21 protein-coding genes and 1 other RNA gene are annotated in these 26,274 nt (G+C 66.5%); 8 read left to right on the top strand and 14 right to left on the bottom strand.

The window, feature by feature from the left end:
* Positions 1-100: 100 nt before the first annotated feature.
* Entirely contained in the window at positions 101-1,354 is a 1,254-nt protein-coding gene (locus ACCQ09_RS00610) for an SGNH/GDSL hydrolase family protein (protein ID WP_228428346.1), read from the top strand.
* Positions 1,355-1,390: 36 nt separating this feature from the next.
* Here the strand turns inward: ACCQ09_RS00610 and ACCQ09_RS00605 are convergent, their stop codons facing one another.
* Both ACCQ09_RS00605 and fabV read right to left on the bottom strand, forming a co-directional pair.
* Positions 1,391-1,678 carry a hypothetical protein gene (locus ACCQ09_RS00605; protein WP_029217001.1) on the bottom strand — a complete coding sequence of 96 codons (288 nt, stop codon included), beginning with the start codon at positions 1,676-1,678 and terminating at the stop codon, positions 1,391-1,393.
* A gap of 197 nt (positions 1,679-1,875) precedes the next feature.
* A complete protein-coding gene (gene fabV, locus ACCQ09_RS00600; protein WP_057671015.1) occupies positions 1,876-3,084 on the bottom strand; it encodes an enoyl-ACP reductase FabV in 1,209 nt (402 codons plus the stop codon).
* A gap of 548 nt (positions 3,085-3,632) precedes the next feature.
* On the opposite strand from fabV, the gene ACCQ09_RS00595 reads away from it, so the two are divergent.
* Positions 3,633-6,974: an nSTAND1 domain-containing NTPase gene (locus ACCQ09_RS00595; protein WP_029217000.1), complete on the top strand. Its 3,342-nt coding sequence runs from the start codon at positions 3,633-3,635 to the stop codon at positions 6,972-6,974.
* Positions 6,971-7,354, top strand: a complete 384-nt coding sequence (locus ACCQ09_RS00590; RefSeq protein WP_011035371.1) for a hypothetical protein — start codon at positions 6,971-6,973, stop codon at positions 7,352-7,354. Before ACCQ09_RS00595 ends, ACCQ09_RS00590 begins: the two co-directional genes overlap by 4 nt.
* 208 nt (positions 7,355-7,562) lie before the next feature.
* Here the strand turns inward: ACCQ09_RS00590 and ACCQ09_RS00585 are convergent, their stop codons facing one another.
* Both ACCQ09_RS00585 and ACCQ09_RS00580 read right to left on the bottom strand, forming a co-directional pair.
* Positions 7,563-7,946, bottom strand: coding sequence for a hypothetical protein (locus ACCQ09_RS00585; protein ID WP_019237083.1), 384 nt, complete (start codon positions 7,944-7,946; stop codon positions 7,563-7,565).
* Positions 7,947-8,071: 125 nt separating this feature from the next.
* Complete coding sequence (locus tag ACCQ09_RS00580; RefSeq protein ID WP_019237082.1) at positions 8,072-8,599, bottom strand: hypothetical protein; 528 nt, start codon at positions 8,597-8,599, stop codon at positions 8,072-8,074.
* Positions 8,600-8,960: 361 nt separating this feature from the next.
* Here ACCQ09_RS00580 and ACCQ09_RS00575 point away from each other — a divergent pair, with 361 nt between their 5' ends.
* Positions 8,961-10,334 carry a hypothetical protein gene (locus ACCQ09_RS00575; RefSeq protein ID WP_011035368.1) on the top strand — a complete coding sequence of 458 codons (1,374 nt, stop codon included), beginning with the start codon at positions 8,961-8,963 and terminating at the stop codon, positions 10,332-10,334.
* A gap of 146 nt (positions 10,335-10,480) precedes the next feature.
* Positions 10,481-10,555: non-coding RNA, sX9 sRNA (locus ACCQ09_RS00570), on the top strand.
* Positions 10,556-10,607: 52 nt separating this feature from the next.
* On the opposite strand, the gene ACCQ09_RS00565 is transcribed toward ACCQ09_RS00570, so the two are convergent.
* Positions 10,608-11,240, bottom strand: a complete 633-nt coding sequence (locus ACCQ09_RS00565) for a response regulator transcription factor (RefSeq protein WP_011035367.1) — start codon at positions 11,238-11,240, stop codon at positions 10,608-10,610.
* Positions 11,237-12,340, bottom strand: coding sequence for a sensor histidine kinase (locus tag ACCQ09_RS00560; RefSeq protein ID WP_019237081.1), 1,104 nt, complete (start codon positions 12,338-12,340; stop codon positions 11,237-11,239). Before ACCQ09_RS00560 ends, ACCQ09_RS00565 begins: the two co-directional genes overlap by 4 nt.
* 282 nt (positions 12,341-12,622) lie before the next feature.
* Here ACCQ09_RS00560 and ACCQ09_RS00555 point away from each other — a divergent pair, with 282 nt between their 5' ends.
* Both ACCQ09_RS00555 and lldD read left to right on the top strand, forming a co-directional pair.
* Positions 12,623-13,189: a methyltransferase family protein gene (locus ACCQ09_RS00555; protein ID WP_019237079.1), complete on the top strand. Its 567-nt coding sequence runs from the start codon at positions 12,623-12,625 to the stop codon at positions 13,187-13,189.
* A 284-nt stretch (positions 13,190-13,473) separates the two neighbouring features.
* Positions 13,474-14,634, top strand: a complete 1,161-nt coding sequence (gene lldD, locus ACCQ09_RS00550) for an FMN-dependent L-lactate dehydrogenase LldD (protein WP_011035364.1) — start codon at positions 13,474-13,476, stop codon at positions 14,632-14,634.
* Between the two features lie 688 nt (positions 14,635-15,322).
* On the opposite strand, the gene ligD is transcribed toward lldD, so the two are convergent.
* From ligD to ACCQ09_RS00535, 3 genes are read right to left on the bottom strand one after another with little or no spacing between them, the layout of a single operon-like run.
* Complete coding sequence (ligD, locus tag ACCQ09_RS00545) at positions 15,323-18,328, bottom strand: non-homologous end-joining DNA ligase (RefSeq protein WP_228428347.1); 3,006 nt, start codon at positions 18,326-18,328, stop codon at positions 15,323-15,325.
* Positions 18,329-18,334: 6 nt separating this feature from the next.
* Entirely contained in the window at positions 18,335-19,276 is a 942-nt protein-coding gene (gene ku / locus ACCQ09_RS00540) for a non-homologous end joining protein Ku (protein ID WP_012436930.1), read from the bottom strand.
* Entirely contained in the window at positions 19,276-19,671 is a 396-nt protein-coding gene (locus ACCQ09_RS00535) for a hypothetical protein (RefSeq protein WP_267129990.1), read from the bottom strand. The genes ku and ACCQ09_RS00535 overlap by 1 nt, the downstream gene beginning before the upstream one ends.
* A gap of 151 nt (positions 19,672-19,822) precedes the next feature.
* Here ACCQ09_RS00535 and ACCQ09_RS00530 point away from each other — a divergent pair, with 151 nt between their 5' ends.
* A complete protein-coding gene (locus tag ACCQ09_RS00530) occupies positions 19,823-19,984 on the top strand; it encodes a hypothetical protein (protein WP_011269456.1) in 162 nt (53 codons plus the stop codon).
* Positions 19,985-20,283: 299 nt separating this feature from the next.
* On the opposite strand, the gene ACCQ09_RS00525 is transcribed toward ACCQ09_RS00530, so the two are convergent.
* The 5 genes from ACCQ09_RS00525 to ACCQ09_RS00505 all read right to left on the bottom strand — a co-directional run bounded on the left by ACCQ09_RS00525 (position 20,284) and on the right by ACCQ09_RS00505 (position 26,129).
* The gene (locus ACCQ09_RS00525) at positions 20,284-20,637 is read right to left on the bottom strand and encodes a DUF779 domain-containing protein (protein WP_228428355.1); all 354 of its coding nucleotides are present in this window, start codon (positions 20,635-20,637) and stop codon (positions 20,284-20,286) included.
* 203 nt (positions 20,638-20,840) lie between these two features.
* Entirely contained in the window at positions 20,841-22,370 is a 1,530-nt protein-coding gene (gene adh, locus ACCQ09_RS00520; protein WP_011035359.1) for an aldehyde dehydrogenase, read from the bottom strand.
* 226 nt (positions 22,371-22,596) lie between these two features.
* Positions 22,597-23,070, bottom strand: a complete 474-nt coding sequence (locus ACCQ09_RS00515) for a hypothetical protein (RefSeq protein ID WP_228428348.1) — start codon at positions 23,068-23,070, stop codon at positions 22,597-22,599.
* 368 nt (positions 23,071-23,438) lie between these two features.
* Complete coding sequence (locus ACCQ09_RS00510; protein WP_040940302.1) at positions 23,439-23,729, bottom strand: hypothetical protein; 291 nt, start codon at positions 23,727-23,729, stop codon at positions 23,439-23,441.
* A gap of 273 nt (positions 23,730-24,002) precedes the next feature.
* Positions 24,003-26,129, bottom strand: a complete 2,127-nt coding sequence (locus ACCQ09_RS00505) for a TonB-dependent receptor family protein (protein ID WP_228428349.1) — start codon at positions 26,127-26,129, stop codon at positions 24,003-24,005.
* Positions 26,130-26,274 lie beyond the last annotated feature (145 nt).

The following is a 26,274-nucleotide window of genomic DNA, read 5'->3' as shown; positions in this document are numbered from 1 at the left end:
CTTCCCTGCAATCGGGGACCGGCGCTTCTCGATAGACTGCAGGCCTTTCCGGATTTTCCGAGATATCTATGGATGCTTCCCATCAGACCGTGATGCTGCCATGAGCCGCATCGCGATCGCCGCCGCCCTCGTCGCCGCACTGATGGGCGGCGTATGCCCCTGCCCGTCCTACGCACAGACGCCGTCAGCCCAGCCGGGATGGATTGCCAGCTGGGCAACCAGCCCACAGGCCGGGGAGGCCGATGCGGAAGAGCCGCTGGCAAACATCGACGGGCAGACGGTACGGCAGCGTGTTCGCATGTCCATCGGCGGTACCCAGCTGCGTGTACGCCTGTCCAACGAACTGAGTGCATCACCGCTGACCATTGGGTCGGCCTCCATCGCCGTGGCGAAGGATGCTTCGACCGTGGAACCAGTTTCGCTGCGTCAGCTCACCTTCGGCGGGCAGTCCTCCGTCAGCATCCCCGCAGGCGCTCCCATCCTCAGCGACCCGGTCGATCTGCAGGTTGCGCCGGGTGCACAGGTCGGCATCAGCCTGTTCTTTCCGGAGCGGGTCACGTCCAACACGCTGCACTCCCTGGCGCTCAAGCGCGCGGTGGTGAGCACACCCGGCGACCACACGCGAGAGACGTCCATCGCGCCGGCCGCGACGTCCACCTCGTCCATCGCGATCAGTGCGGTGTTGGTACCGCAGGCACGTGCGCAGCGGTTGCTGGTGGCATTCGGAGACTCGATCACCGACGGTGCGGGGTCCACGACCGACGCTGACCGCAGCTGGCCAGCCCAATTCGCACAGCGCGTGGCAGCGACCGACCCTGGCCTGTCCGTGGTGAATGCCGGGATCGCAGGCAATCAGTTGTCGCATGAGGGGTACGGCGCAAGCGGCTTGGCCCGCTTCGACCGGGATGTCCTGGCGCTGCCGGGCGTGACGCACATCGTGCTGCTGGAAGGGATCAACGACATCGCCGCGCCGGGGGTCAAGATCGGTTCGCGTTACTTTGCGCCGCCGACAGAGGTGAGAACCGCGGAGTACGTGATCAGCGCCTACCGGCAGCTCATCGCACGCGCGCACGACCATGGGATCAAGGTAATCGGCGCGACCTTGACGCCGTTCGCCGGCAATACAGTCCCCGGCTTTTACTCGCCGCAGAAAGAGGCGGCTCGGCAGACGGTCAACGCATGGATCCGCAACAGCCACGCGTTCGATGCAGTGATCGATTTCGATGCGGTGCTGCGCGATGCCGAGCATCCGCTCCAGCTTCAAGCCCGCTTTGCATCCCGCGACCGGCTCCACCCCAACGATGCCGGCTATGCGGCCATGGCGGACGCGATCGACGTGACGCTTTTCCGCTGAGCGCGCGCTACCTGTTATTCGCTGCGCTGACGCGTATCAGGCGGGCGCGCGGGCGCGGCGTTTGTTGGTGAACCATTTCAGCGCCGCGCTCAGCAGGACCACGCACAGCGAGGCCGGTACGCTGAAAAAAAGCGTGATCATCAGTGCGAACTGAAGCGGTGGCGCCGAGCCGTCTTGCATGACCACCGCACAGACAACGGCGGTAGTGATCACCAGATTGATGATGGCCTTGAGTGACCAGTGCAGCGTGGCGAACCGCAACAGCACGGCACAAATCACGCTGACCAACAGGGCCAGCAGCAGAAAAATGATTAATTTGTCCAACACGTCGTGCGCTCCATGCTGTGCGGATGAGATTCAAGGACGACGCTGCTTTTTAGCGATGTACAGACACGTCAGCGATTCGTCGCAACGCCTTGGCTGGCAGGCCAAAGCGTATGCGTCAAAGACACTGCGTGCTGCACAAGAGCCGTGACATGACGCCACGGCTCTTGCGAATCCCTAATCCCTAATCCCGACAATCAACCCAACTCGATGCAATCGAACTTCACGTCCGGATCCACATCGGCGTCGTAATCCACATCTTTGCGCTCGAAGCCGAACAGCTTGAGGAACTCGTGCTTGTAGCCGGCGTAGTCGGTGAGCTGGAACAGGTTCTCGGTGGTGACCTGCGGCCACAGCGCCTTGCAGGCGTCCTGCACGTCGTCGCGCAGTTCCCAGTCGTCCAGGCGCAGGCGGTTCTGCTCATCCACTTCGGCGGGCTGGCCGTCTTCGCGGTACAGGCGCTCGCGGAACAGGCGGTCGAGCTGTTCGATGGTGCCTTCGTGCAAGCCCTTTTCCTTCATGATCTTGTAGACCATGGAGATGTACAGCGGCATCACCGGGATGGCCGCGCTGGCCTGGGTCACCACCGACTTGAGCACGGCCACATTGGCGCCGCCGCCACTGGCCTGCAGGCGCGCATCCAGCCGCTGCGCGGTGTGGTCCAGGTCGGCCTTGGCCTTGCCCAGGGCGCCGTGCCAGTAGATCGGCCAGGTGATCTCGGTGCCGATGTAGCTGAAGGCCACGCTGCGCGCGCCCTTGGCGAGCACGCCGGCGCTGTCCAGCGCGTCGATCCACAGTTCCCAATCCTGCCCGCCCATCACGGTGATGGTGTCTTCGATCTCCTGCTCGGTGGCCGGCTCGATCGAGGCCTGGATGATGGTGTCCTTGTTGGTGTCGATGGCGGTGGCGGTGTAGGTGTTGCCGATCGGCTTGAGCGCCGAACGCTTCACTTCCCCGGTGCTCGGCAGCTTGCGCACCGGCGAGGCCAGCGAATACACCACCAGGTCCACCTGCCCGCCCATCTCGGTCTTGATCAGCTCGATGACCTTGGCACGTGCTTCATCGGAGAACGCATCGCCATTGATCGACTTGCTGTACAGGCCGGCGGCCTTGGCATGCGTATCGAAGGCGGCCGAGTTGTACCAGCCGGCAGTGCCGGCCTTCTTGTCGCTGCCGGGTTTTTCGAAGAACACGCCCAGCGTGTCCGCGCCGAAGCCGAAGGCCGCGGTGATCCGCGAGGCCAGGCCGTAGCCGCTGGATGCGCCGATCACCAGCACCTTCTTCGGGCCGTCGTTGCGCACGCCGCGCGCACGCGTGGCGGCAATCTGGTCGAGCACATTGCGCTCGCAGCCGAGGGGATGCGTGGTGGTGCAGATGAAGCCGCGCACTTTGGGATGGATGATCAACGTGGACTCCTGGTCAGCAAGATGCTGGCGGCATCTTAGGGCCTGACAGCGCGCTGGGGTAGGTCGCACACGCCACCCAGGCGGTGCTTACACACGCACGCAGGGTGTGAATCGCTTGTGCGCCAATGCACTGCGCGCACCGGGCAGCGCGTGCGCATGCAGCGCGCGGACATGCAACGGCGCGGCACTGAATGCGCTGGCTGGCGTGACGGCCAGTGCGTGCATCGGACTACGCGCGCTTCCACACGCTGCTGTATGGAAGCGCATCGGTCGGCAGCGCTGCGCACGCAACCGGTGCCTGTGCCGCAGGTGCAACGCCGCCCGCCGATACCGAGGCAGCGCGCCTTCACCTCAGCGCGTGGGCGCCCGCAATGCACCTTCACAGCACACCTTGGCGTGACCCCAGACGCCGCGCGGCGAACAGAGACCATGGTCGAATTTCGGCACCAGTGGCTGTGCTATGTTCCGGCCCTGCCGTGCCGTGCCTGTCCGCGCCCTATTGGCGATCGTCAAGGCCCCTTTCAGCTGTACGACCGGTAGTCAAGCGAATGTCCCTCCGAAGCGAGCGCGTCACGCAGCTGGGCTCTGTCCCGCGGTTCCGCCTTGGGCCATTGCTGGTCGAGCCGGAGCGGCTCATGCTGATTGGCGACGGCGAACGCATCACGCTGGAGCCGCGCATGATGGAGGTGCTGGTGGCGCTGGCCGAGCGTGCCGGCGAGGTGATCAGCGCCGAGCAATTGCTGATCGATGTCTGGCACGGCAGCTTTTATGGCGACAACCCGGTGCACAAGACCATCGCCCAGCTGCGCCGCAAGCTGGGCGACGACAGCCGCCAGCCACGCTTCATCGAAACCATCCGCAAACGTGGTTACCGGCTGCTGCCGAAGGTGATCTTTCCCGAGGATTACCGCGGTGCGTTGCCGGGCATGGGTGCGTGGGGGCACGGCAGCCCGTACGTGGGCCTGCGCGCGTTCGACCCGGACCATGCGGAGGTGTTCTTCGGCCGCAGCCACGCCATTGCGCAGGTGCTTGCCGCGGTGCGCGCGCAGTTGCAGAGCCAGCGCGCGCTGGTGCTGCTCAGCGGGGCCAGCGGCTGCGGCAAGACCTCGTTGCTGCGCGCCGGTGTGGTGCCGTTGCTGGCGCAGCCCGGCGGGCTGGATGGCCTGCAGGCGGTGGCGGTGGCGTATTGCAGCCTGGCGGCGTGCCGCGGCGGCGATGTGGCCGACACGCTGACGCGTGCATTGGCCGAGTGGGCAGCGGACGGGCGCGCGGTGTTTTCTGCCGCGCAGATGGCCACCTGCACGCAGTGGCTGACGCAGCCGGCGGCGTTGCATGCGGCCATTGCCGAGGCGATGCGCCACGCCGCCCCCGCCCGCGAGACCGTGCAGACCCACCGCCATCTGTTGCTGGTGATCGACCATGCCGAAGCGCTGGTGGCCACACCCGGCATCACCGCGCAGGACCGTGCTGCGTGCACGGCGTTGCTGCAGGCGCTCTGCAGCAGCGCGCACGTGGCGGTGCTGATGGCGACCCGCAGCGATTTCTATCCACGGCTGATCGAAGCGGTGCCGGAGCTGGTGGAGCTCAAACGTGGCGATGGCCATGTGGATCTGCTGCCGCCACGCGACGGCGAGATCGGCCAGATCATCCGCGTGCCTGCGGCGATGGCCGGGCTGCGTTTCGAAGAAGACCACGACAGCGCCAGCCGCCTGGACGATGTGCTGCGCGACGCCACCGCGCGCCAACCCGATGCACTGCCGCTGCTGCAGCATCTGCTGCAGGCGCTGCACGAACGCCGCAGCGACGATGGCCTGCTCACCTTCGCCGCGTATCGCGCACTGGGTGGACTGGAAGGCGCACTGGCGCACCATGCAGAACAGACCTTCCGCGCCCTGCCCGCACCTGCGCAGGCGGCCCTGGGCGACGTACTCACCCAGGTGAGCGTGATCCACCCCGACAGCGCAGCAGTCACCGCGCGGCGGGCGGTGTGGTCGGCATTGCCCGATGCCAGTGGCGCGCGCGCACTGGTGGATGCCTTCGTGCAGGCGCGCCTGTTCGTCAGCGAACTGGTTGCCGGCGAGCCGGGCTTTGCGGTGGCGCACGAAGCCTTGCTGCGGCAATGGCCGCGCGCCAGCGAATGGATCCATGAAAATCGCCGCCTGCTGCAGGCACGCAAGCGCCTGCAACTGGCCGCGCAGCGCTGGGCCAGCGAGGGCCGCCGTGACGATCACCTGCTCAACAGCGGCCGCCCCCTGAGCGAGGCACGCGAAGCGGCGCGGCGCATGCCGCAGGACCTGGACGCGCTGGACCTGGCGTTCCTGCACGCCTGCGAGCGCGCGCACCGGCAACGGCGCGGGCTGTATGCCGCGGCCGCGGCCTTGCTGGTGGTGCTGGCCAGCGCGTCGCTGCTGCTGGGCTGGCAGGCGCGCCAGGCGCAGCAAGTGGCCGAACAACGCCGCGACGAAGCGCAACAACTGGTGGGCTACATGCTGGGCGATCTGGCCGAGCAGTTGCGCACCGTGGGCAATCTCAAACTGCTCGACAGCGTGGGCACGCGCGCACTGCGGTATCTGGAAGAACTGCCCAATGCCAGCATGCAGGCCGGCGATCTGATCAACCACGCCCGCGCCCTGCGCACCACCGGCGAAGTACTGATGAATCAGGGCAAGCTGGACCAGGCGCATGCGGCCTTCACCCGCGCCGCAGCCACCGCCGCGCAGGCACGTACGCTTGCCCCGGATGTCTTGGAGGCGCATGCGGAAACCGGCCAGGCGGCGTATTGGCTTGGCGCCATGGCCTACCGCAACAAGCAGTTCCCGTTGGCGCGCAGGCACTGGGCGCAGTATCTGGCCGCGAGCGAATGGCTGGTGCGCGCCAAGCCGGACGATCCGCGCTGGCAGCTGGAGTTGTCGTACGCACTCAACAACCTGGCGATGCTGGCGACCACGCAAGGCAATGCCCCAACGGCAATTGGTTTTTTTGCGCGCGACATCGCACTCAAGCGCGTGCTGGTAGCGCGCACACCGGACAACGCATCGCTGCGTTATGAATTGATCGACAGCCTATCGGGGCTGAGCCTTGCGCAGGAAAACCAGGGCCTGCTGGCGCCGGCCGAGCAGGGCTATCGCGAGCAACTCGCCATGCTGCGGGTGCTGGTGGATAAAGACCCGGATGCACATGCGTGGCGGCGGCGTCTGGCCGGCTCGTTGATTCGCACGTCCAACCTGGCGCTGGCGCGTGGCCACTTGGTGCAGGCGCAGCAAGATGCGCGAGAGAGTCTGCGTCTGCTGCAGCCGTTGGCGGCGCTGCAGCCGGACAATGTGGCGTGGCGGCGCGATCTGGCGCATTCCTATGCGCAGGCCGGCTGGGTGGCCGCGCTGGATGGGCACGCAGGGGACGCCGCGCAGCAGCTGGCGCGTGCGCAGCACACCATGGCCGAGCTGCTGCAACAGGCGCAGCCACTACCGGAGTGGCAATGGCTGGATGCCATCATCGCGCTGCGCATGCAGGCCGCGCGCGCACCACCGCTGGCGCAGGACTTCGCCCCGATCGTGGCCCGGCTGGAAACCCTGCACCGCGCAAAACCCGATGAAGTGGTCGGTATTTCAGCGCTGGCCCAGGCGCTGGTCTGGCACGGCGAACAACGCGCCGCCGCCGGCGATGACGCTGGTGCGCGCACGGCGTGGCAACGCGCACTGGCGGTGCTCGGCAAGGACGCGGGCAACAGCCGCGACAAGAATTTGCTTGACCCCTGGATCCGCGCGCACGTGCATCTGGGGCAACGCACCGCCGTTACGCAACAGCTCGGATGGCTGTACCAAGCGGGCTACCGCCACCCGGGATTCGTCTCCCTCTATGCCCCGCTTTTCAAAGGACAGGACAAGTCATGACGGAACAAAAGGAAATGCACACGGAGCTCTCCGTTGCTTACGTCGATTTTGGCGGTAATACCGGGAAAGGCAAATACATCTATCGCTTTGAGCCCGACCTGATGCTTCTCGAGCCATTAGCGAGAAACGTGACGATCAAATATGCCTTCGACAAGGCTGTGCCTTTCAACTTTCGCATCAGAAATCTGATCAGCTCGGACTCGCAGAACCAGATCAGTCAGATCAAATACGATGGCGATGGCCGCTGGGTCTCTTTCGTCAATGCCAATGACCGGGCCACACTGATCTTCTTCACCGTCATCGTCGAAGACATGCAGCGCGAGACGCGTTTCAGCTGCGACCCGCAGGTCGGAAACGACCCGCAAATCTCGCCGCAGTAAGGCATGGCCGCACCTGTCTGGCGGCCTGCGCTGGACAGGTGTTTGCGTTGCCGCCGATGGCGCGTCACAGGTGGATGAGATGTACCGACTGAGCGCGTGATGCTGCAACGGCGCGTTGTCGGGGTGTTCGCTGGACCATGTCCGCAAGACGGGCGCATCGCTCGGACAGATCCCACGCTGCCCGATATTCAGGGCGCTGCCAGCACTTTCAGATCGCCCCTGCGCGCACCCATGCGTGCGGCTGCAACCGTACGCCCGGCTCGGGCTCGTTGCTGAAAGCCACGTTGATCTGGCCGCGGATGGCCAGCCCGCCCGGTACCCCGCCGTGGCCGTTCCAAGGCGGACAGCGGCGGTGGCGCGCGCAGGCCATTGAGCCCACGGCGATCGCCGGGCTGGCGCAAGGCCGGGGCGCCGCCGCCCCCGGTGCCACCGCGCAGGGGGTGATCAGCACCTTGAGGTCGCGCTCGCTTCGAGGCAGCGTATGCAGCGCAGCGCGTGCCCAGGCACCGGGGAGTTCGGGCTGGGTGGGTGCCGCCCAGGCGCTGGTGGAGAGCAGGACGATCAACACGATGAGGTATCGGACCAGGCGCATGACGGACTCCGCAGCGGACCGGAGCGCGATGCTTCCCCGAGCGGCTCTCATCGCCGAGGACGGCCTTCGTGCTTGGCCCGGCACCGGCGTGTCCCTGGCGGACCACGCCCGCCAGGGAGCACGGTTCAGTTCACGATTTTCTTGCAGTCCTTCAGGGTGCTGGTTGCGTTCTTCAGCGCGATTGCATGCCCCGGCTGGCCGGCCTTGATCTTGGTGATCAGCGTGGCCATCGCGTTCTTGCCCGGCTGATTCCAGTTCTTGTAGCTCGGCCCTCTCTTGAAGGCGTCCAGGTCCTTGAGCGTGCTGTCGAACGCGCCGTTGATCAATGTGCGCCGGTCCACGCAACTCTGCCATGCCGCCAGACGCAGGCGGTTGGCGGCATTACCGGCCGCCTTCTGGCATGCCAGCGCGTCGCAGGCGGTCGGGTCATGCAGGCCTGCATTTTGGTCCACGCAGGTGCTGCGCTTGGTGTCGTACGGGATCAGCTGGCAGCCTTCCTGCTTGGAACGTGCAATCACATCGGTTTCGGAAACGTCGGTGCCCTTGAACAGCGCCTGTGGCGGCGCAGAGGGCGCGGCCCGCGGGACGGGCGTGCTGCATGCCGCGAACAGCATCGACAGCGTCAGCAAGACAAACTTATGGAACAAGCGCATGGCGGTAGTCCTGGTCGGAGACCGGAGCGCGCAATGCGGTCTCCGGGCGGCGCGTGGGCCGCAGCGCCACCCTGCCGGCAACCGGCCGCGCGGACCTGACGGACAGCTTACGGTTGCGGCCGACGCGTCCCGCCACCTGTATTGCACATCTGCACCAGGCGACCCCGCCAGCGCCATGCAGCGAAAAAATCCCAAGCGCTTCATAGGCTTGCAGTCCGGCAGGTTGCGGTAAGGCAACGCCGAGGCGCGGCGCGGCAGGGTGGGCTGTGTCCGGCTCCGTGCCGACCGGACGCCACCGCCGCGATGTCGGCGGCCCCAGGCACCTGCCGCAGCAATCGCTGCGGTCCACCGAGACGCACCCATGCTCACCCATACCAACAATGCTTCCGACACCCCGACCGCCGAGGCGCACGATTCCCCGGTGTCGCTGTTCCGCCAGACCGCCGCGCAGCGTCGCCAGGCCGATGCCGCCGCGCTGCAGGCCGCCGACTACGACCAGAAGCCCTGGGGCCTGCTGTACCGCGCGCTGACCGATGCCATCGGGGCCACCCCGGATACGTTCCAGATGGTCTATCCGTTCACGACCTGGGCTTGGCCGATGCAGCAGGCGGGCTTCATCGGCACCGCACAGTACGACTTCTGCTCCACGTCGCCGCAATGGAGCGCGGTCGGCGCCTTCGTGTCCAGCGGCGATCGCCTCAACCAGGCCTACCAGGAATTCCTCAACGTGATCCCGGCCGCGACCGACGACGCCTCACTGCGGCAGAAGATCAAAGCGGCCGACGACGCGCTGACCGCCGCCAGCAACGGCTACACCATCGCCTACAACCAGGCGCGCTCGGTGTATCAGGACGATGTCACCGACAACGACCCGACCTTCACCAAATGGCTGGGTTCGCCGGCCGGCGCCGGTTGGCAGAACAAGATCAGCACCATGCAGGTCAAGATGGACCAGGCGCAGCTCACCTACAACGCGCTGGTCGTGCAGGCCAACACGCCGGGCCTGGGCGAGGCTCAGAAGCAGATGGCCAATGAGAACTTCTACGCCAAGCTCAACGATCCGGCGCTGTCCAAGTTCCCGCTGGTGCCTAACTGGTCGGTGGCACAAAGCGCCAGCGAGTGGATTGATGCGGTGCAGGCCGGCCAGGGCCCGGCGGGCGCCACCATGGGCTTCACCAACCGCGATGCGGCCTACGACTACAGCAAGACCTGGGCCGGCGGTTCGGCCAAGATTCGCCAGCTGTTCTGGGAAGTCCGAGTCGCCGGCAAGTGGCAGCGCATCGACGAGTTCGAGACCGACAACGAACTCGACGTTTCGGTGGAGTTCGAAGCGCTGGACCTGATCCAGATCCAGCCCAGCGACTGGTACAACGGCCCGTTCGTGCGCAGCAAGCGCAACGGCCCGTTCGTAAAGGGCTATAGCGCGTTCGGCGAGGACGGCACCCAGGCCGTGTTTGGCGAGAAGGGCTTCTTCGGTCTCCTCAAGACCGGTATGTACGTGGGCTACAAGCCGACCTTCACCATCACCACCAGCAAGTCGTCCTTCAGCAAGTTCTCCGAGATGTTCAAGGTCTCGACCGGGCTGCGCATCGGCCCGTTCACCTTCGAAGCCGAAGGCGGCAGCGAAAAGGCCGGTTGGAGCCTGAGCGAATCAGGGCAAAGCTTCACCGGCACCACGACATCCGAGCAGCCGCTGATCGTCGGGATCGCAATTTCCAAGCTGCCGCAGGAGTAAGCGCTGGCGGGCCGGCACGCCTGCAAGGGCGCACCGGCCCGCTGTCGGTACTCGCGGATCGCTGCAGCTGCGGCGCCGCGATTTAGAGCAGCTATCAAAACTACTGCGCAGCCGCCAGGCGGGCTCGGCCGGTGCTCGGAATCGGCATGTACCCCCGTACACTCCTGTTCCTCCGCGCCGTCCGCACCCACCTGACGGCTGCTCGCTACGTTTTGTTAGCCGCTCTTATAGTCTCGGTCGCGCTGCGGGTATGGAATGGCAGCAGCGCCGCCCTCAAATCACCCGCAACGTAATCGCCTTCAGCACCGCGCGGGTGCGGTCGCGGGTGCCGAGCTTGTCCAGGATGGTGGAGACATAGTTCTTCACCGTGCCTTCGGCCAGAAACAGGGTGCGGGCAATTTCCTTGTTGGAGTAGCCGCCGGCGAGCAGGCGCAGGATCGCCACCTCGCGTTCGTTGAAGGTCTCGCGCGGGGCCTGCTGGTCGCGGAACTGGTAGCGGGCGCGTACCGGGTCGGTGCTGACCGGCTGCAGCAGGGTCTCGCCGGCGGCCACGCGGGCGATGGCTTCGTGCAGGTCGTCCGGCGCGGCGTCCTTGAGCAGGAACCCCTGCGCGCCGGCCTCGCAGGCACGCAGCAGCAGCTCGCTGTCGTCGAAGGTGGTGAGCAGCAGCACGGGGGTACGGTCGCCGCGCGCGCGCAATTGTTCCAGCGCGGCAATGCCGTCCAGGCCGGGCATGCGGATGTCGCTGAGCACCACGTCCACGTTGTGCGTGGCCAGCGCATCGAGCAGGGCCTGGCCGTCGTCGGCCTCGCAGACCACGGTGATGCCCTGCTGCTGCAACAGCGCGCGCAAGGCCGCACGCACCAGCACCTGGTCATCGGCCAGGGCGATCCGGAGCGCGCTCATGCCGGCAGCCTGGCGGTGAGGTGCAGGCCGCCGTGGGCGGCGCGGCGCAGGTCGAGCTGCCCACTCAGGGCGGCCAGGCGTTCGCGCATGCCGGCAATGCCGTTGCCTTCGTGGATCTGCTCGGCGCAGCGGCCATCGTCCTGGATGTCCACACACAACGCGCCGGCGTCGCAGCGCACCGCCACGGTCACCGTGTCGGCATCGCCGTGGCGGGCGGCGTTGGTCAGCGCTTCCTGCACCAGCCGCACCAGCGCTTCGGCCACCTGCGGGTCGCTCACGCGCACCTGCGCATCGATCTGCAGCCGCAATGCCGGCCGCGGGAACGGCGCGGCCAGCGCGTGCAATGCGGTGTGTAGATCCAGCCCGGCATCGTCGCGCAAGGACTGCACCACGCTGCGGATATCGCCCAGCAGCTCGCCGGACAACTGCTCCAGCATGCGCAGGTCCTCGCGCGGGGCCAGCGCCGGTTCGGCCCGCAGCAGGCGCAGGTGGATGCGCATGGCGGTGAGTTTGTGGCCGGCCACATCGTGCAGCTCGCGGGCCAGGCGCAGCCGCTCGGCGTCGCGGGCGCTGTCGGCCAGCAGCGCGCGGGTGGCCAGCAGATCGGCATTGACGTAGACCAGCGCATCGCGGGCGCGCTCGGCGCTGCGCGCATAGTTGGCGGTGAGCGCGGCAAACGCCTGGAAGCTGGTGTAGATGGCCACCATCAGGAAGGGACGCGGCACACCCGCCAGCACGAACACCGCGTACATGGCCGCGTTCAATACCAGCATCAGCGCCAGCACCTGCGGCGGCGGCCAGCGCATGGCCGCCTGCGCGGCCACCAGCACCAGCAGCACCGGCGAGGTGCCGGTGCGTGGTTCCAGCCAGATCAGTGCCACCGCCAGCAGGGCCTGCAGCAGCAGCGCCGCATGCTGTGGCAGCGGCCGTGGCGGCAGCAACGCGCGAAACAGGAACAGGGCGGTGAAGCCGATCACCGTGGCCCAGCGCCACAGCCCGTGCGGCGCAAGATCCTGGCCGAACGACAGGGCGACCGCGGCGATGGTGAACACGCCGGCCAGGTTCAGGGGTTTGAGCAGATCACGCAGGAGAGTTGTCATGCGGCGATGCTGACCGCCGCACCCGCCAACAGCAATGGCGGCGATGCAGAAAGTGACTTCCGGCAGGTGGGATCGATGACCTGCGGCCACTGTGGCCGGTGCCGCGCCTGGGCAGACTGGGGTCACTGGCCGAGTGACGGTTCTGCCAGGTGATGCAGGCCCCTGGAAACACGCTGCAGGGCACCCGCAGCACCGGCCTTGCAGATGCGGCCCTTCTCCACCATGCACACCGTCGCCCTGGCACATCGCTCCTCACCACCGCCCTCATTCCTGGAGTCACCCATGTCTGCATCTCACCTGCTCACCGCGCTCAGCCTGCTTTGGGTGGGCTACGAACTCTGGTTGCGCCGGCAACGTCGCGCCCCTGATGGCGGGGCGCACGACCAAGGCACGCTGGGCCAGTTGTGGCGGGTGTTGTCGCTGTCGATCGCGGTGGCGGTGGGGCTGGCCTTCGCCGGCATCAGCCACTGGCCGCCGGCTTGGCAGGAGCCGCTGCGCTGGGGTGCCTGTGCACTGATCGCCGGCGGCCTGGGGCTGCGGGTGTGGGCGATCCAGGTGCTGGCGCGCTGGTTCACGGTGGATGTCACCATCCAGGCCGACCACCAGCTGGTGCGGAGCGGCCCATACCGCTGGTTGCGCCACCCCTCCTACACCGGCGCGTTGCTGTGCTTCTACGGGATGGCGCTGGGCATGGGCAATGCGCTGTCGCTGCTGGTGATCGTGCTGCCGGTGACCTGGGTCTTCCTGCGCCGCATCCGCGTGGAAGAAGCCGCGCTGCGCCGCGCCTTCCCCACCCGCTACGCCGACTACGCCACCCAGAGCTGGCGCCTGCTGCCACTGGTGTGGTGAACACGTGCGTGGTCACAGCGGGATCCCCGTGTGGCTACGCTTCGTTGGGATGGACAGCGATTCGGTGTGCATGGCGCCTGCGGTGCCGCCGCTATGCTGTGGCACCGCCGCAGGAGCGGCGTGATAGCGAAGATGCCGTGATTCGGCCGCGGCTGCGCATCCGGGCACATCCGCGGCGGCCGCCTGCATCGCTGTACACCCACGTGTGCGCGTTGGCCGCGACGGTTCGCGCCACGGGCGATCGTCTTACACTCTGAGGCTGCCCCCGCCGCTCCCCGCCTTCGATGATCATTTCTGCCGCTTCCGATTACCGCGCCGCCGCCGAAGCCCGCTTGCCGCCGTTCCTGTTCCACTACATTGATGGCGGCGCGTATGCCGAGCACACCTTGCGGCGCAATGTCTCGGACCTGGCGGATATCGCGTTGCGTCAGCGCGTGCTGCGCAATATGTCCGATCTCAGCCTGAGCACCGAGCTGTTCGGCGAGACGCTGGCGATGCCGGTGGCGCTGGCACCGGTGGGGCTCACCGGCATGTACGCACGCCGCGGCGAAGTGCAGGCCGCGCGTGCAGCCGCTGCGCGCGGCATTCCGTTCACGCTGTCCACGGTGTCGGTGTGCCCGATCGAGGAAGTGGCACCAGCGATCGACCGCCCGATGTGGTTCCAGCTGTATGTGCTCAAGGACCGCGGCTTCATGCGCAACGCGCTGGAGCGCGCCAAGACCGCCGGGGTGACCACGCTGGTGTTCACGGTGGACATGCCCACGCCCGGCGCGCGCTACCGCGATGCGCACTCGGGCATGAGCGGGCCTAACGCGTCGCTGCGGCGCATGCTGCAGGCGATGACGCACCCGCGCTGGGCGTGGGACGTGGGCCTGCTCGGCAAACCGCATGACCTGGGCAACATCTCCACCTACCGCGGCAGCCCCACCGGATTGCAGGATTACATCGGCTGGCTGGCGGCCAATTTCGACCCCTCCATCTCGTGGAAGGACCTGGAATGGATCCGCGAGTTCTGGACCGGGCCGATGGTGATCAAGGGCATCCTCGACCCGGAGGACGCACGCGACGCGGTGCGCTTCGGCGCCGACGGCATCGTGGTGTCCAACCATGGCGGGCGCCAGCTCGATGGCGTGCTGTCCAGCGCGCGCGCATTGCCGGCGATTGCCGATGCAGTGAAGGGCGAGCTGAAGATCCTGGCCGACTCGGGCATCCGCAGTGGGTTAGATGTGGTGCGCATGCTGGCGCTGGGTGCCGATGCGGTGCTGCTCGGCCGCGCGTTCGTCTACGCACTGGCCGCCGGCGGCCAGGCCGGCGTGGAAAACCTGCTGACCCTGATCGAGCGCGAGATGCGCGTGGCGATGATCCTCACCGGCACGCATTCGGTGGCCGAGATCAGCGGCGACGCGTTGAGCCGGGTGACGCGCGAGGCGGCGGTTGTGCCTTGAGGCCGGGAATCGGGAATCGGGAATCGGGAATCGGGAATCGGGAATCGGGAATCGTTAGAGCATCGCGCGCGTACGGTTTTCGATGTCCTGGGCTTGCTGCTGTTGGTTGAGCTAGCAACAGACATGGTTGCCTCACAGCGACCAACTTTGCGCCTTTCGTAGGAGCGCGCTTGCGCGCGATGGAGCGTTACCGGGAAGGCCTCATCGCGCGCAAGCGCGCTCCTACGTGGCTTGATGCCCGGATGAACCCCAGATTGCATCGAGGTCTACGGCGCACAGGCCGAGCCGACAAATCTTGGTGCCTGGTCTGATGTCCCGGCATTCCCGCAGCCGTCGGCCGTCGTAGGAGCGCGCTTGCGCGCGATGGAGCGTTACCGGGAAGGCCTCATCGCGCGCGAGCGCGCTCCTACGTGGCTTGATGCCCGAATGAACCACATATTGCATCGAGGTCTACGGCGCATAGGCCGAGTCGACAAATCTTGGTGCCTGGTCTGATGTCCCGTCACGCCCGCAGCCGTCGGCCGACGTAGGAGCGCGCTTGCGCGCGATGAGGCATTCCCGGGAAGGCTTCGTCGCGCGCGAGCGCGCTCCTACGTGAGAGGTGCTGCCCTCCGCTATTCCGATCATATGCAGCGCATGCCACCGGCAAAGTGCCGCAGGCCCATCATGCACGCTCTGCACCCAGCACCTAGCCAGGCAACACCTGCTTCAACGCCAGCACTTCCGCCCAGGGATCATTGCGCTGGCGCTTGGCACGTTGCACGGCCTTGTCCAGCGGGAACGCATCCGGGCCGCTGAGTTTGCCCAACTCCTCCCAGCGCAGCGGCACCGCCACGGTGGCGTGCGCGCGCGCGCGTAGCGACCACGAACACACGCTGGTATTGCCGCGCCCGTTGCGCAGCCAGTCGACAAAGATCACGCCGTGACGCTTGGCCTTGCTCATGGTGGCCACATAGCGCTCCGGGGCCTGAGTGGCCAAGGCCTGTGCGAAGGCTTCGCAGAAATCACGTGCCTGGTCCCAGCTGGCTTGCGGCATGATCGGCACCACCACGTGCAGCCCCTTTCCACCCGACAGGCGCACGGCGCTTTCGAGCCCGGCCGCACGCAACTTGCTGCGGATCTCGCGTGCGGCGGCCACCACCTGCGTCCAGGCCACGCCTTCACCCGGATCCAGGTCGAACACCAGCCGGTCGGGGTGCTCGGGGTCATCCACCCGGGCGCCCCAGGGATGCAGCTCCAGGGTGTTCATCTGCACCAGTTCCAGCAGCCCTGCCACATCCTCGATGTACAGATAATCTTCGGTGCCGCTCTTCTGCTTGAGCGGGATGGCCTTGATGTGCGCGCCAAGATGGCGGCCTTCGTGCTTCTGGAAAAAGCACGCACCTGCAGCGCCATCGGGGCAGCGCAACAACGACAACGGCCGGCGCGCGATCTCCGGCAACACCAGCGGTGCCACCGCGCGGTAATACGCGGCCACATCGCCCTTGCTGATGCCGGCGGCAGGGAACACCACGCGCTCAGGATGGGTAATGGCAACGCCGTCTGGCGCGTTGGAGGCCGATGCCCTCGCTTTCCGTATGGATGACGCTGCCGTTGCTGTCGAGGTTTTCCTTGCCGATGACGTAGCTGGTGTGCGTGCCGTTTTGGACGATGCGGCCTTGCTCGGCGCGGCCGGCTTGCCGGACGCTGCGGACCCGCTGGAAACGCTGCGCTTGCCCGACTTCGGAGTAGACGATGCGCTGGCGGTAGACACCGCACCTCGTTTGGCCGCACGCGGCGAGGCAGTGCCCGTGGCCGCTGCGGACGACTTGCCCGGCTTTCCTGGCTTGGCAGCGGAACTGGCGGCCGGTGTCACACGTTGTTTGGCGACACGCGACGGTGTGCTGACATCCGCTGCAGTGGACGACTTGCCCGCCTTGCCCGGCTTCGCAGCCGAACCGCCAGCCGATACCGCCGCAGTGCGCGTCGCTGCAGCACGTGATGCCTTGCCCGCAGCAGCTGCAGCCGTCCGCGTGCGCGCTCCCCGCGCCTTGGTCGGCGCGGCGCGGTCGCCGCCCAGATCGCTCATTGGTTTGTCCTCACGTAAACGCTTGAAGGCCGCCTGCCGCAGCAGGCCCTGCTTGGCCCAGCCGCGAAACGCCACCTCGGCGATCAACACCGGGCGCACCCAGTGCACATCGCGCGGCCGGCCGGGAATGTGCGCGGGCAATTCCAGCGTGGGCTGCGGGCTGTGCAATGCCTGCAATTGCGCGGTGATCTCGCCGAGCAGGGCACTGTCGAAACCGGTCCCGACCCGGCCCACGTAGCGCAGCTGCGTGCCGTCGAGCTGTGCCAGCAACAGGGCGCCAAACCCGCTGCGCGCGCCCTTGGGGTCGGTGTAGCCCACCACCACGAACTCGTCGCTGTCTTCGTGCTTGGTCTTGACCCAATCGGCGCTGCGCCCACCGCGGTACGGCGCGTCCGCGCGTTTGCTGACGATGCCTTCCCAGCCTTTGTCGGCACTGGCGGCGAACACCTCCGGTCCGCGGCCGATCACATGCGCGCTATAGGCCAGCGTGCCCGGCGTTTCGCCGAGCAACGCACGCAACAACTGCTTGCGCTCCAGCAGCGGGGTGGCACGCAGATCCACGCCGGCAACGCCGAGCAGATCGAACACCAGGTAGCGCAAAGGCTGGCGCGCAGTGCCGTCGATGGCACGCTGCAGCGCAGAGAAATCGCTGCGGCCTTGCGCGTCGAGTACCACCAGTTCGCCATCCAGGCGCGCATCGCGCACCGGCAATGCCTGCACGGCCGTGGCAACTTCCGCAAAGCTGTCCGTCCAGGCCTGATCGTTGCGCGAGCGCAGCTGCGCCTGGCCATCGACCAGATCGGTCAACAACCGGTAGCCGTCCCACTTGATCTCGTGCAGCCACTGCGCACCATCCGGCGCCTCAGCGCGCAGCAACGTCAGCTGCGCGCGCAAGCCGGTAGGGCAGGCCGCATCGCGCGCGCCCGGCAAGGCCAGTGCGCGCGTGCGCCAGTGGGCCTGTGTGGCTGCGGAAGCACGCGGGCGGCTGGCGGATGCGGATTTTTCTGTCACCAACGCCTCGGCCGGCGTGCGTCGACGACGGCTGGCCTTGGCACGGCGCGCCGGTGCGGCTGCAGCCGATGGAGTCTCAATCGCCTGCGCTGTGGCATCGGAATCGGCTACCAACGCATCGGCGTCCAGATCGGCGGCATGGGCATCGTCGCGCTTGATCAACAGCCACTGCGGCTGGCGCCCACGCAGGCGGGTGCGGACCAGCGCAAAGCCACCGCGCAGCTTGTCGCCCTGCAGGTCAAAGTCCAGCTTGCCGGCATCCAGCGCCGCCAACGCGTCGCCATCGCAGTGCCAGGTGCCGTGGTCGAATACCTGCACGTGCCCCGCCCCGTACTGCCCTTGCGGGATGTCGCCTTCGAAGCCCGCGTATGCGAGCGGGTGATCCTCCACCTGCACCGCCAGGCGTTTTTCGCCAGCACGCAGCGACGGGCCCTTGGGCACCGCCCAACTCTTGAGCACGCCATCGGCTTCCAGGCGAAAGTCGTAATGGCGCGAACTGGCGTGATGCAGTTGCACCACGAAGATCGGCTGCCGATGCGCTGTCGCCGCGGCGTCCTCGGCCGGCTCCGGGGTCTGGTCGAAGCGGCGCTTGCGGGTGTAGTCGCGCAACGACATCGGCGCTTACCCGGCCTTGCGCCGCGGCGCCGCCTTCTTGGTGGCTTTCGTGGCGGTTTTCTTGGTCGCTTTCTTTGCCGCCTTCTTGGTGGCGGTTTTCTTGGCCGGCGGCGTGTCAGCCGCGGCCGTGGTTTTCTTTGCCGGGGTACGCGTGTTGGCTTGCAGGCTCTTTTGCAACAACGACATGAAGTCCACCACGTTGGTAGTGGCGTCTTCGTGCGGGGCCGGTTCGTCGTCCACCTGCGTGGTGCCGCCCTTGGCCTGGATGCGCTTGCGCAGGATCTGCTCGAGCTTGCCGCGGAACTCGTCGTGGTAATCCTCCGGCTGCCACCTGCCGGACATCGATTCGATCAGTTGCTTGGCCATCTCCTGCTCCTTGGCGGTGATGCGGTACTCGCTCACCGCCCCGGACGGCAGCTTGAAATCTTCCGGGTCCACCACTTCCTGCTGATACCGCAGCAGCAGCAGGATCAACGCATCCCCCTGCGGCATCACCGCGGCCAGGTATTCGCGGGTGCGGATCACCACCTTGGCAATGCCTACCTTGCCGGTATCGCGCAAGGTCTCGCGCAGCAGCACATAGCCTTTTTCGGCCTTCTTGCCGGGCACCAGGATGTAGGGCTTCTCAAAGTAGCGCGGGTCGATGTCGGCGGCATCGACAAAGGTCTCGACTTCCACCGTCTCGTGACTTTCCGGCGCTGCGGAGCGGATGTCCTGCTCCTCGACGATCACATAGCTGCCCTTGTCGTACTCGAAGGCCTTGACGATTTCCTTCCACGGCACTTCATCGCCGGTGTCGGCATTGACGCGCTCGAAGCGAATGGGCTTCTTGTCGCGCGAATCGAGCATGCGGAAATGCAGATCCACCTTGCGTTCGCCCGACATCAGCGACACCGGCACGTTGAGCAGGCCAAACGACAGCGTTCCGGTCCAGATCGGTCGTGCCATCAGTGCGCCACTCCGTGCACGGCCGCATCGGGAATATGGTCCAGCGCCAGCCAAGCGTCCTCGACCACATCGCGGGCATGCGGCCAGTCCAGCCGCGAATCGCCACGCATGCTTTCCCACTGTGCGGCCAGTGCCTGCTCGCAGTGCAGGTCGGCACCGCGTGGCCAGTCTGCGGCGTGGGTGACGCGGGCGAATGCATACGCAGGAGAGAGATCGCGCCAGGTGGGCCCGCCGCGCCGGCGACGGCGCTGGAAATCGGCCACGCTGTAACAGTGGAAATCCTGCGCAACACCTACCGCATCGCTCTGCGGCGTACGGCACTTGCGCTCGGTTGGTGCCGGCGCAGCGTGCGCGCTGAACAGGCGACGATCGGGGCGACGGTCCAGGGGGCGCATGGCGGACTCCACGTGCTGGCGTTTGGGGGAGCACAGCAGTAACGCGGGCGCCGTGAGCCATGCGTGAGAAATTCGCTTGCAAACTGCGATTTGCGTCGCCTTCACCGCCGAGGCGGTGAACTGCGTACCCGACATCTGCTGGAGACCTACCATGTCCCGTGACCCCCTGCGCGAACAACCAACGCACCCCGGCGAACAGCACGGCAAGCGTGACGCCGAACATTACGAAGACCGTGGCGCCGGCGATGCCCCCGAGACCGTCATTCCCGCCGACGACGATACGCCCGCCAAGACGCCCGGCACTGCGCCGTAAGCGGCGCGCGTTGGACTGCATGCGGCATGTTGCAGGCGCCGGGAGGCTGCGGCGGGAAGGCTTCATCGCGCGCAAGCGCGCTCCTACCAGGGCGTGGTAATTGCGCCAAGGTGTCGTGAGCGCGAGCGCTAGGTGTTTGAGGCTTTTAGCGCATTCAGAACTGGATGCGCTGTGCCTTGGGAATTTCTCGGAAAACTGTGGCGAGTGATCCGGGCGCGCGGTTGATCTTGGCCCTGCGCGCTGTTTGGTATTCAGCCAACAAGCGAGGTCGTTACACGTCTGCCAACCCCCGCGCAGGGTTACACCCGCTTGGCCAGCTGCAGCTGCGCGAATTCGTCGTCGCTAAACAGGCGCGAGCGCACCAAAAAACGCACGCCCTCGCCGTTTTCCAGCGAAAACATCCCGCCGCGCCCGGGCACCACATCGATGATCAGCTGCGTGTGCTTCCAGTATTCGAACTGCGGCGCGCTGATATAAAACGGCGCACCACCGATCTCGCCAAGCAGCACATCACGGTCGCCCACAATGAAGTCGCCCACCGGGAAGCACATCGGCGACGACCCATCGCAGCAGCCGCCAGATTGATGGAACAGCACGTCACCGTAACGCGCACGCAAGGTGTCGATTAGCTGCAGTGCGGGTAGGGTCGCCATGACCTGCAGCGGTAACGTGACCTCGGTTGTGTTGTGCACTATCTCTCTCCGTTGCTCGCTCAGCAGCTCTGCACACTGGCAAGCAGTCTGCTCGAACTTGCTGACGCGTCGCCGTGAAGGCGTTTGTCTGCATCAATGCCCTTCGCGGCAAGCGCACCGCGGCATGCGGCAGGATGGACCTACCACATGCCGCTCGCCTTGCATCAGAAGAACCCCAGCGCCTTCGGCGAATAGCTCACCAGCAGGTTCTTGGTCTGCTGGTAATGGTCGAGCATCATCTTGTGGTTTTCGCGGCCGATGCCCGACTGCTTGTAGCCACCGAACGCGGCATGCGCGGGATAGGCGTGGTAGCAGTTGGTCCACACGCGGCCGGCCTGGATCGCGCGGCCCATGCGGTACAGGCGCGAGGCATCGCGGCTCCACACGCCGGCGCCCAATCCGTACAAGGTGTCGTTGGCGATCGCCAGGGCTTCGGCCTCGTCCTTGAAGGTGGTCACCGACACCACCGGGCCGAAGATTTCTTCCTGAAACACGCGCATCTTGTTGTGGCCCTTGAACACGGTCGGCTTGACATAGAAACCATCCGATAGCTCCCCGTCGAGCATGTTGCGCTCGCCACCGATCAGGATTTCGGCGCCCTCCTGCTTGCCGATGTCGATGTAAGACAGAATCTTTTCCAGCTGCTCGCTGGAGGCCTGCGCGCCGACCATGGTGTTGGGATCCAGCGGGTTGCCCTGCTTGATCGCGGCCACGCGCTTGAGCGCCTTTTCCATGAATGTGTCGTAGATCGATTCCTGGATCAGCGCGCGCGACGGGCAGGTGCAGACCTCGCCCTGGTTGAAGGCAAACAGCACGAAACCTTCCACTGCCTTGTCGAGAAAGTCATCGTCTTCGGCCATGACATCGGCAAAGAAGATGTTGGGCGATTTGCCACCCAGCTCCAGCGTCACCGGAATCAGGTTCTGGCTGGCGTACTGCATGATCAGCCGGCCGGTGGTGGTTTCGCCAGTGAAGGCGATCTTGGCGATGCGCGGATTGCTGGCCAGCGGCTTGCCTGCCTCAAGCCCGAAGCCGTTCACTACGTTGAGCACGCCGGGCGGCAGGAGATCGCCGATGACTTCCATCAGCACCAGGATCGAGGCCGGGGTCTGCTCGGCCGGCTTCATCACCACGCAGTTGCCGGCGGCCAGGGCGGGCGCGAGTTTCCAGCAGGCCATCAGCAGCGGGAAATTCCACGGGATGATCTGCCCCACCACGCCGAGCGGCTCGTGGAAATGATAGGCAATGGTGTCGCTGTCGATCTCGGAGATGCCGCCTTCCTGCGCGCGGATGGCACCGGCGAAATAGCGGAAGTGGTCCACGCATAGCGGCACGTCCGCATTGAGCGTTTCGCGTACCGGTTTGCCGTTGTCCCAGGTCTCGGCGTAGGCCAGCAATTCCAGGTTCTGCTCGATACGGTCGGCGATCTTGAGCAGCACGTTGGAGCGATCGGTGGTGGAGGTCTTGCCCCACGCCTCCTTGGCCGCGTGCGCGGCGTCCAATGCGGCTTCGATATCTGGCGCGGTAGAGCGCGCGATCGAAGTGAACACCTTGCCAGTGATCGGCGTGGTGTTGTCGAAATACTGACCACCCTGCGGCGCCACCCACGCCCCGCCGATGAAGTTGTCGTAGCGTGGTTTGAAGATGGATTGCGGGTCGGTGTTGAGGGACTTGGCGGAAGGAAGTGCATTCATCGGAGTCTCCTGCAGGCGGCGAATCCGCACGTGTATACCCAAGCGCCATTTGCACGCAATGGTGCGCGCGAAGCTGTTGCATTGCGTCATCGCTGCGAAGTTGCCGTAGTGCGCATCGAGCTGCAATTGCGCTGCAGCGCGTCATTACCGAACGCCCCGGTGCAATCTTCAGCCGGCGTGAAATCCACGCCGGTGCGTGCGCGGGCGTGCCTGGCTCATGCGCGACTCAACCCTGCGATGCGGCGCCAGGCAGTGCGGCCATCGCGGCCGTGCAGTCCGGCACGCGCTCCAGTTCCGAGGCCTGCAGCTGCCAGCCGGCCTGCGCTGACGTGGCGTCCCAGCGATAGGTCCAGTGCAGGCGTGTGTCGCCGGCACAGCTGTCGATGGTCACTGCATCGCCCGTCTGCCCCCGCTCCGGAAATGCCACATCGGTTCTGGTCAGCAGTGCCCGGCGTGCAGGGTCGGACGCGTGCATGACGTAGCTGGTGCGCACCTGGCCCAACGCGGCGGCCGTCGCTGGTGGCCGCATCTTTGCAGGCTGCCTAAGCAACCAGCGATGCACCTGCGACACGGCCGGGCTATCGGCGGGAAACGTGCGGATCACCCGCAGTTGCGCCTGTTCAGTGGCAGGTGCAGCCGCAACCGCTTGCGCGCCGATGACGCACACGGCTGCAGAGAAAACCACGATCGTCGAATGCATCACATGCTCCGTGCGGTGTGCTTGGCCGCAGCTTAGCATCACGATTCCGGCGGGCACTATGGCGTTATCGCTCCACAGATCCAGATGGCATTGCCGGTGGTGTGGAGCTCACCCATGTCGCGAGCTGCTCACGTGGCTCGACCAGCAACATGCCGTCATCTTGCTCAGCCATCGCATACGGCATGCCCACGCCCGGGACCATGAACACCCTCTTGCGGGACGGTGTGACCTGCGTGCCGAAGACGTTCTCTCACCGCAACGCACGTTTTGTGCGCCGAACAGTTGCGCGGTAACCGCGTTTGCCGCGCCGCGCGCGGAACGCGTGCGGTGGACTGTAGTGCATGCGCCCTGCCTGCCGACAGCCGTGACTATGCCGAACCTGCCGCACGCCAGGCGTGCACCGCTGCGGTCACGCGCGCGCCATGCACCGAGGAGATGTCACGCGCGGCAAAATCCCGCGGGCACCGCTGTACCTGCGCTGCAAGCTGCAGGCAAGCGGCGTGACCATGCGCTACTACGGTGTCACGCTCACCGGCATCCAACGCCAGCAAGATCGAGAAGCCCGTTGCAGACCTGTTGCAGTTCACGTCCAGCCAATACCCATCATCTGCATCACGCAGCAGAAACCAGTCGGCCGGTGCGTGGTCTACGACGATCATGCGAGGCTCTCGTGTATGCAGGCGATAGCAGTCAGTGGGTGGGAGCGCGCTTGCGCGCGATGCGGTGTTGTCTGGTGCATCTGCATGCGTTCCAAGCCGCGTCAATCAATTGCCCGGTGACGCTGAAGGCGGCGCTCTACAAACTTGAGACATTCAGCACATGAAGCAGAAGCGCGCGCGTGGCCAGGCGTCATGGGAATGCCCCATCGCGAGCGCGCGCGCGCTCCTACGAGGTAGTGCGCAGTCGGGCACGTGCTTCATGGCGAGTGTCCGTCAGCTGCCAAAATCCCACTGCAGGCCTACGGTGTAAGTACGGTCCGGGCCGGGTTCGTAATAGCGGCCGTTGCCGTCGTTGACGATCACCGAGCCCACGTACGCGCGGTCCAGCGCGTTGTCGATGCGGGCGAAGGTGCGCAGCGCGCCGTGGGTGGTGGTCCAGCGCCGTGAGGCTTCCAGGTTCACCAGCGCGTAGCCGGCCGCGCGCTCGGTGGCCAGGTCGTTGACCACGGTGGCATCGGAGACCACCGATTCGGCGGCGAACTGCCACTGCAACGGCTGCCATTGCCAGCGCGCAAACAGCTGCTGCCGCGGCACGCCCGGCAGCCGCGCGCCGCTGGCCACCGGTGCGGTGGGCGTGGCGCAGCCGCTACTGGCGCAGGTGAGGTAGCCGTCGCGCACGGTGGCGTCGACGAAGGTGTAGGCCAGTTGCACCTGCTGGGTCTGGCCGATTGGCTGCTGCCAGCTCAGCTCCGCGCCCTGGCGCCGGGTGGCGCCGATGTTGCGGAAGGTGCTGCGGCCGTTGGTGTTGCTGGCCACTGCCAGTTCGTCGTCGGTGTCGGCGCGGAACAGCGCCAGTTCCAGCGCCGCACCGCTTTGCGAGCGCCACTTGGTGCCCACTTCGACGTTGCGGCTTTTCGCCGCGCCCAGGTCCAGCGCCAGGCCGGCGCCGCCGTCGCTGCGGTAGCCCAGTTCGTTGAAGGTGGGCGTTTCGAACCCGCGTCCCACCGAGGCATACACCCGCAGATCGTCGCTGGCGCGGAACACGATGCCGGCCACCGGCGTGGTGGCCGAATAATCGCGCTGGCCGCTGTCGTCCGGGTTCCGCCCGACGATGTAGTTGTCGTCCGAACGGAAGCGCACCGCGCTGTGGCGCACGCCCAGCAGCGCCGACCAGCGGTCGCTCCACTGCCACCACGCCTGCGCGAACTGGTCCACGTTCTCGACCTGATCGCGCTGGTTGCGGCGCAGCGCACCCTTCACCCCGAGCGTGGTGCCGACGAAGTTTTCGTAACCGGTGCGGTGCTGGCGCTGGCGGTCGACGTTGGCCCCCACGGTGAGCTGCAGCGGCCGCCCCAGCGCCTGACCTTGCCAAGCCCAGCGCGCATCGGCGCCTTCATAATTGCTGTCCAGGTCGATCACCCCGCCCGAGTGCAGCGGATTGCGCTGCACCGCCACCGGAATCGCCAGGAACTGCTCCACGCTGCGCTGGCCGCCGTAGGCCATCAGGCGCAGCGTCTGGGTATCGAATTGCTGGGTGAAAATCGCTCCGGCCTGCGACTGCCGCACCGACTTGCGGGTGTTGAACTGCGTGGCCACGGCGGTGGCCTGGCGCGGGTCGGCGGTAACCTGTGCGCGGGTCAGGCCCAACGGGTCCTGCGCGTCCGGGGCATCCAGATAGTTGAGCACAAGGTCCAGCCGGCTGCCGGGCGCCAGGTCGAAGCCGAGCTTGGCGTTGACCGACTCACGCTTGGCGCGGCTGTGGTCGCGAAAGCCATCGGTTTCGAAGTGGTTCGCGGCCAGGTTGTAGTGCACCGCACCCTGCTGGCCGAGCAACTGCGCCCCGGTATTGACGGTGGCATTGCTGCCGTAGGTGGCACGCAGCCGCCATGGGTCGCCGGGCTTGCCGTCGGCGCTCCACAGCTGCAGCACGCCGCCGGAGGAGTTGCCGTACAGCGCCGAGAACGGCCCGCGCAGCACTTCCACCCGCTGCGCGCCCAGTACATTGAAGTGCGAGAGCTGGCCCTGGCCGTCGGGCATGCTGGCCGGGATGCCGTCCACCAGCAGGCGCACGCCGCGCACGCCGAAGGTGGAGCGCGCACCAAAGCCGCGGATCGACAGCTGGGTGTCCTGCGCGTAGTTCTGGCGGTCGCGCGCCACCAGCCCGGGAATGCCGTCCAGTAGTTCGGATACCTGCGCGCCGCGGCGGTTGTCGTCGTCGGCCACCACCACCGTGAACGAGGCCGGCAGGTCGAAGTCGTCCACGCCGTGCACGCGTGCGGCATCCACCTGCACGGCGGGCAACGCGGCAATCGGCGGGGCCGCGTCGGCGGCCAGGGCGAGCGACGACGCGCTCGCTACGAACAGGCCGCACGCGGCGGCCAACAGGGTCAGTCTGGGCATGGCGCTAGTGTCCCTCATCCGTACTGTGGCCGCATCGTTTCGTACGGAACGAAGCATGCTACCCCGCGCCGTGCCCTGTTAGGATGAGGCGGTTTGGCCGTGCCGCGGCCCGACGCCCGGCAGTATCCCCACCTTCCGTCCTCCA

It is taken from the genome of Xanthomonas sp. NCPPB 2586, assembly GCF_041475775.2.
Lineage (GTDB): Bacteria > Pseudomonadota > Gammaproteobacteria > Xanthomonadales > Xanthomonadaceae > Xanthomonas > Xanthomonas campestris.
Note: the sequence above shows the minus strand (reverse complement) of the source record. Positions and strands in the feature narration are given on the sequence as shown.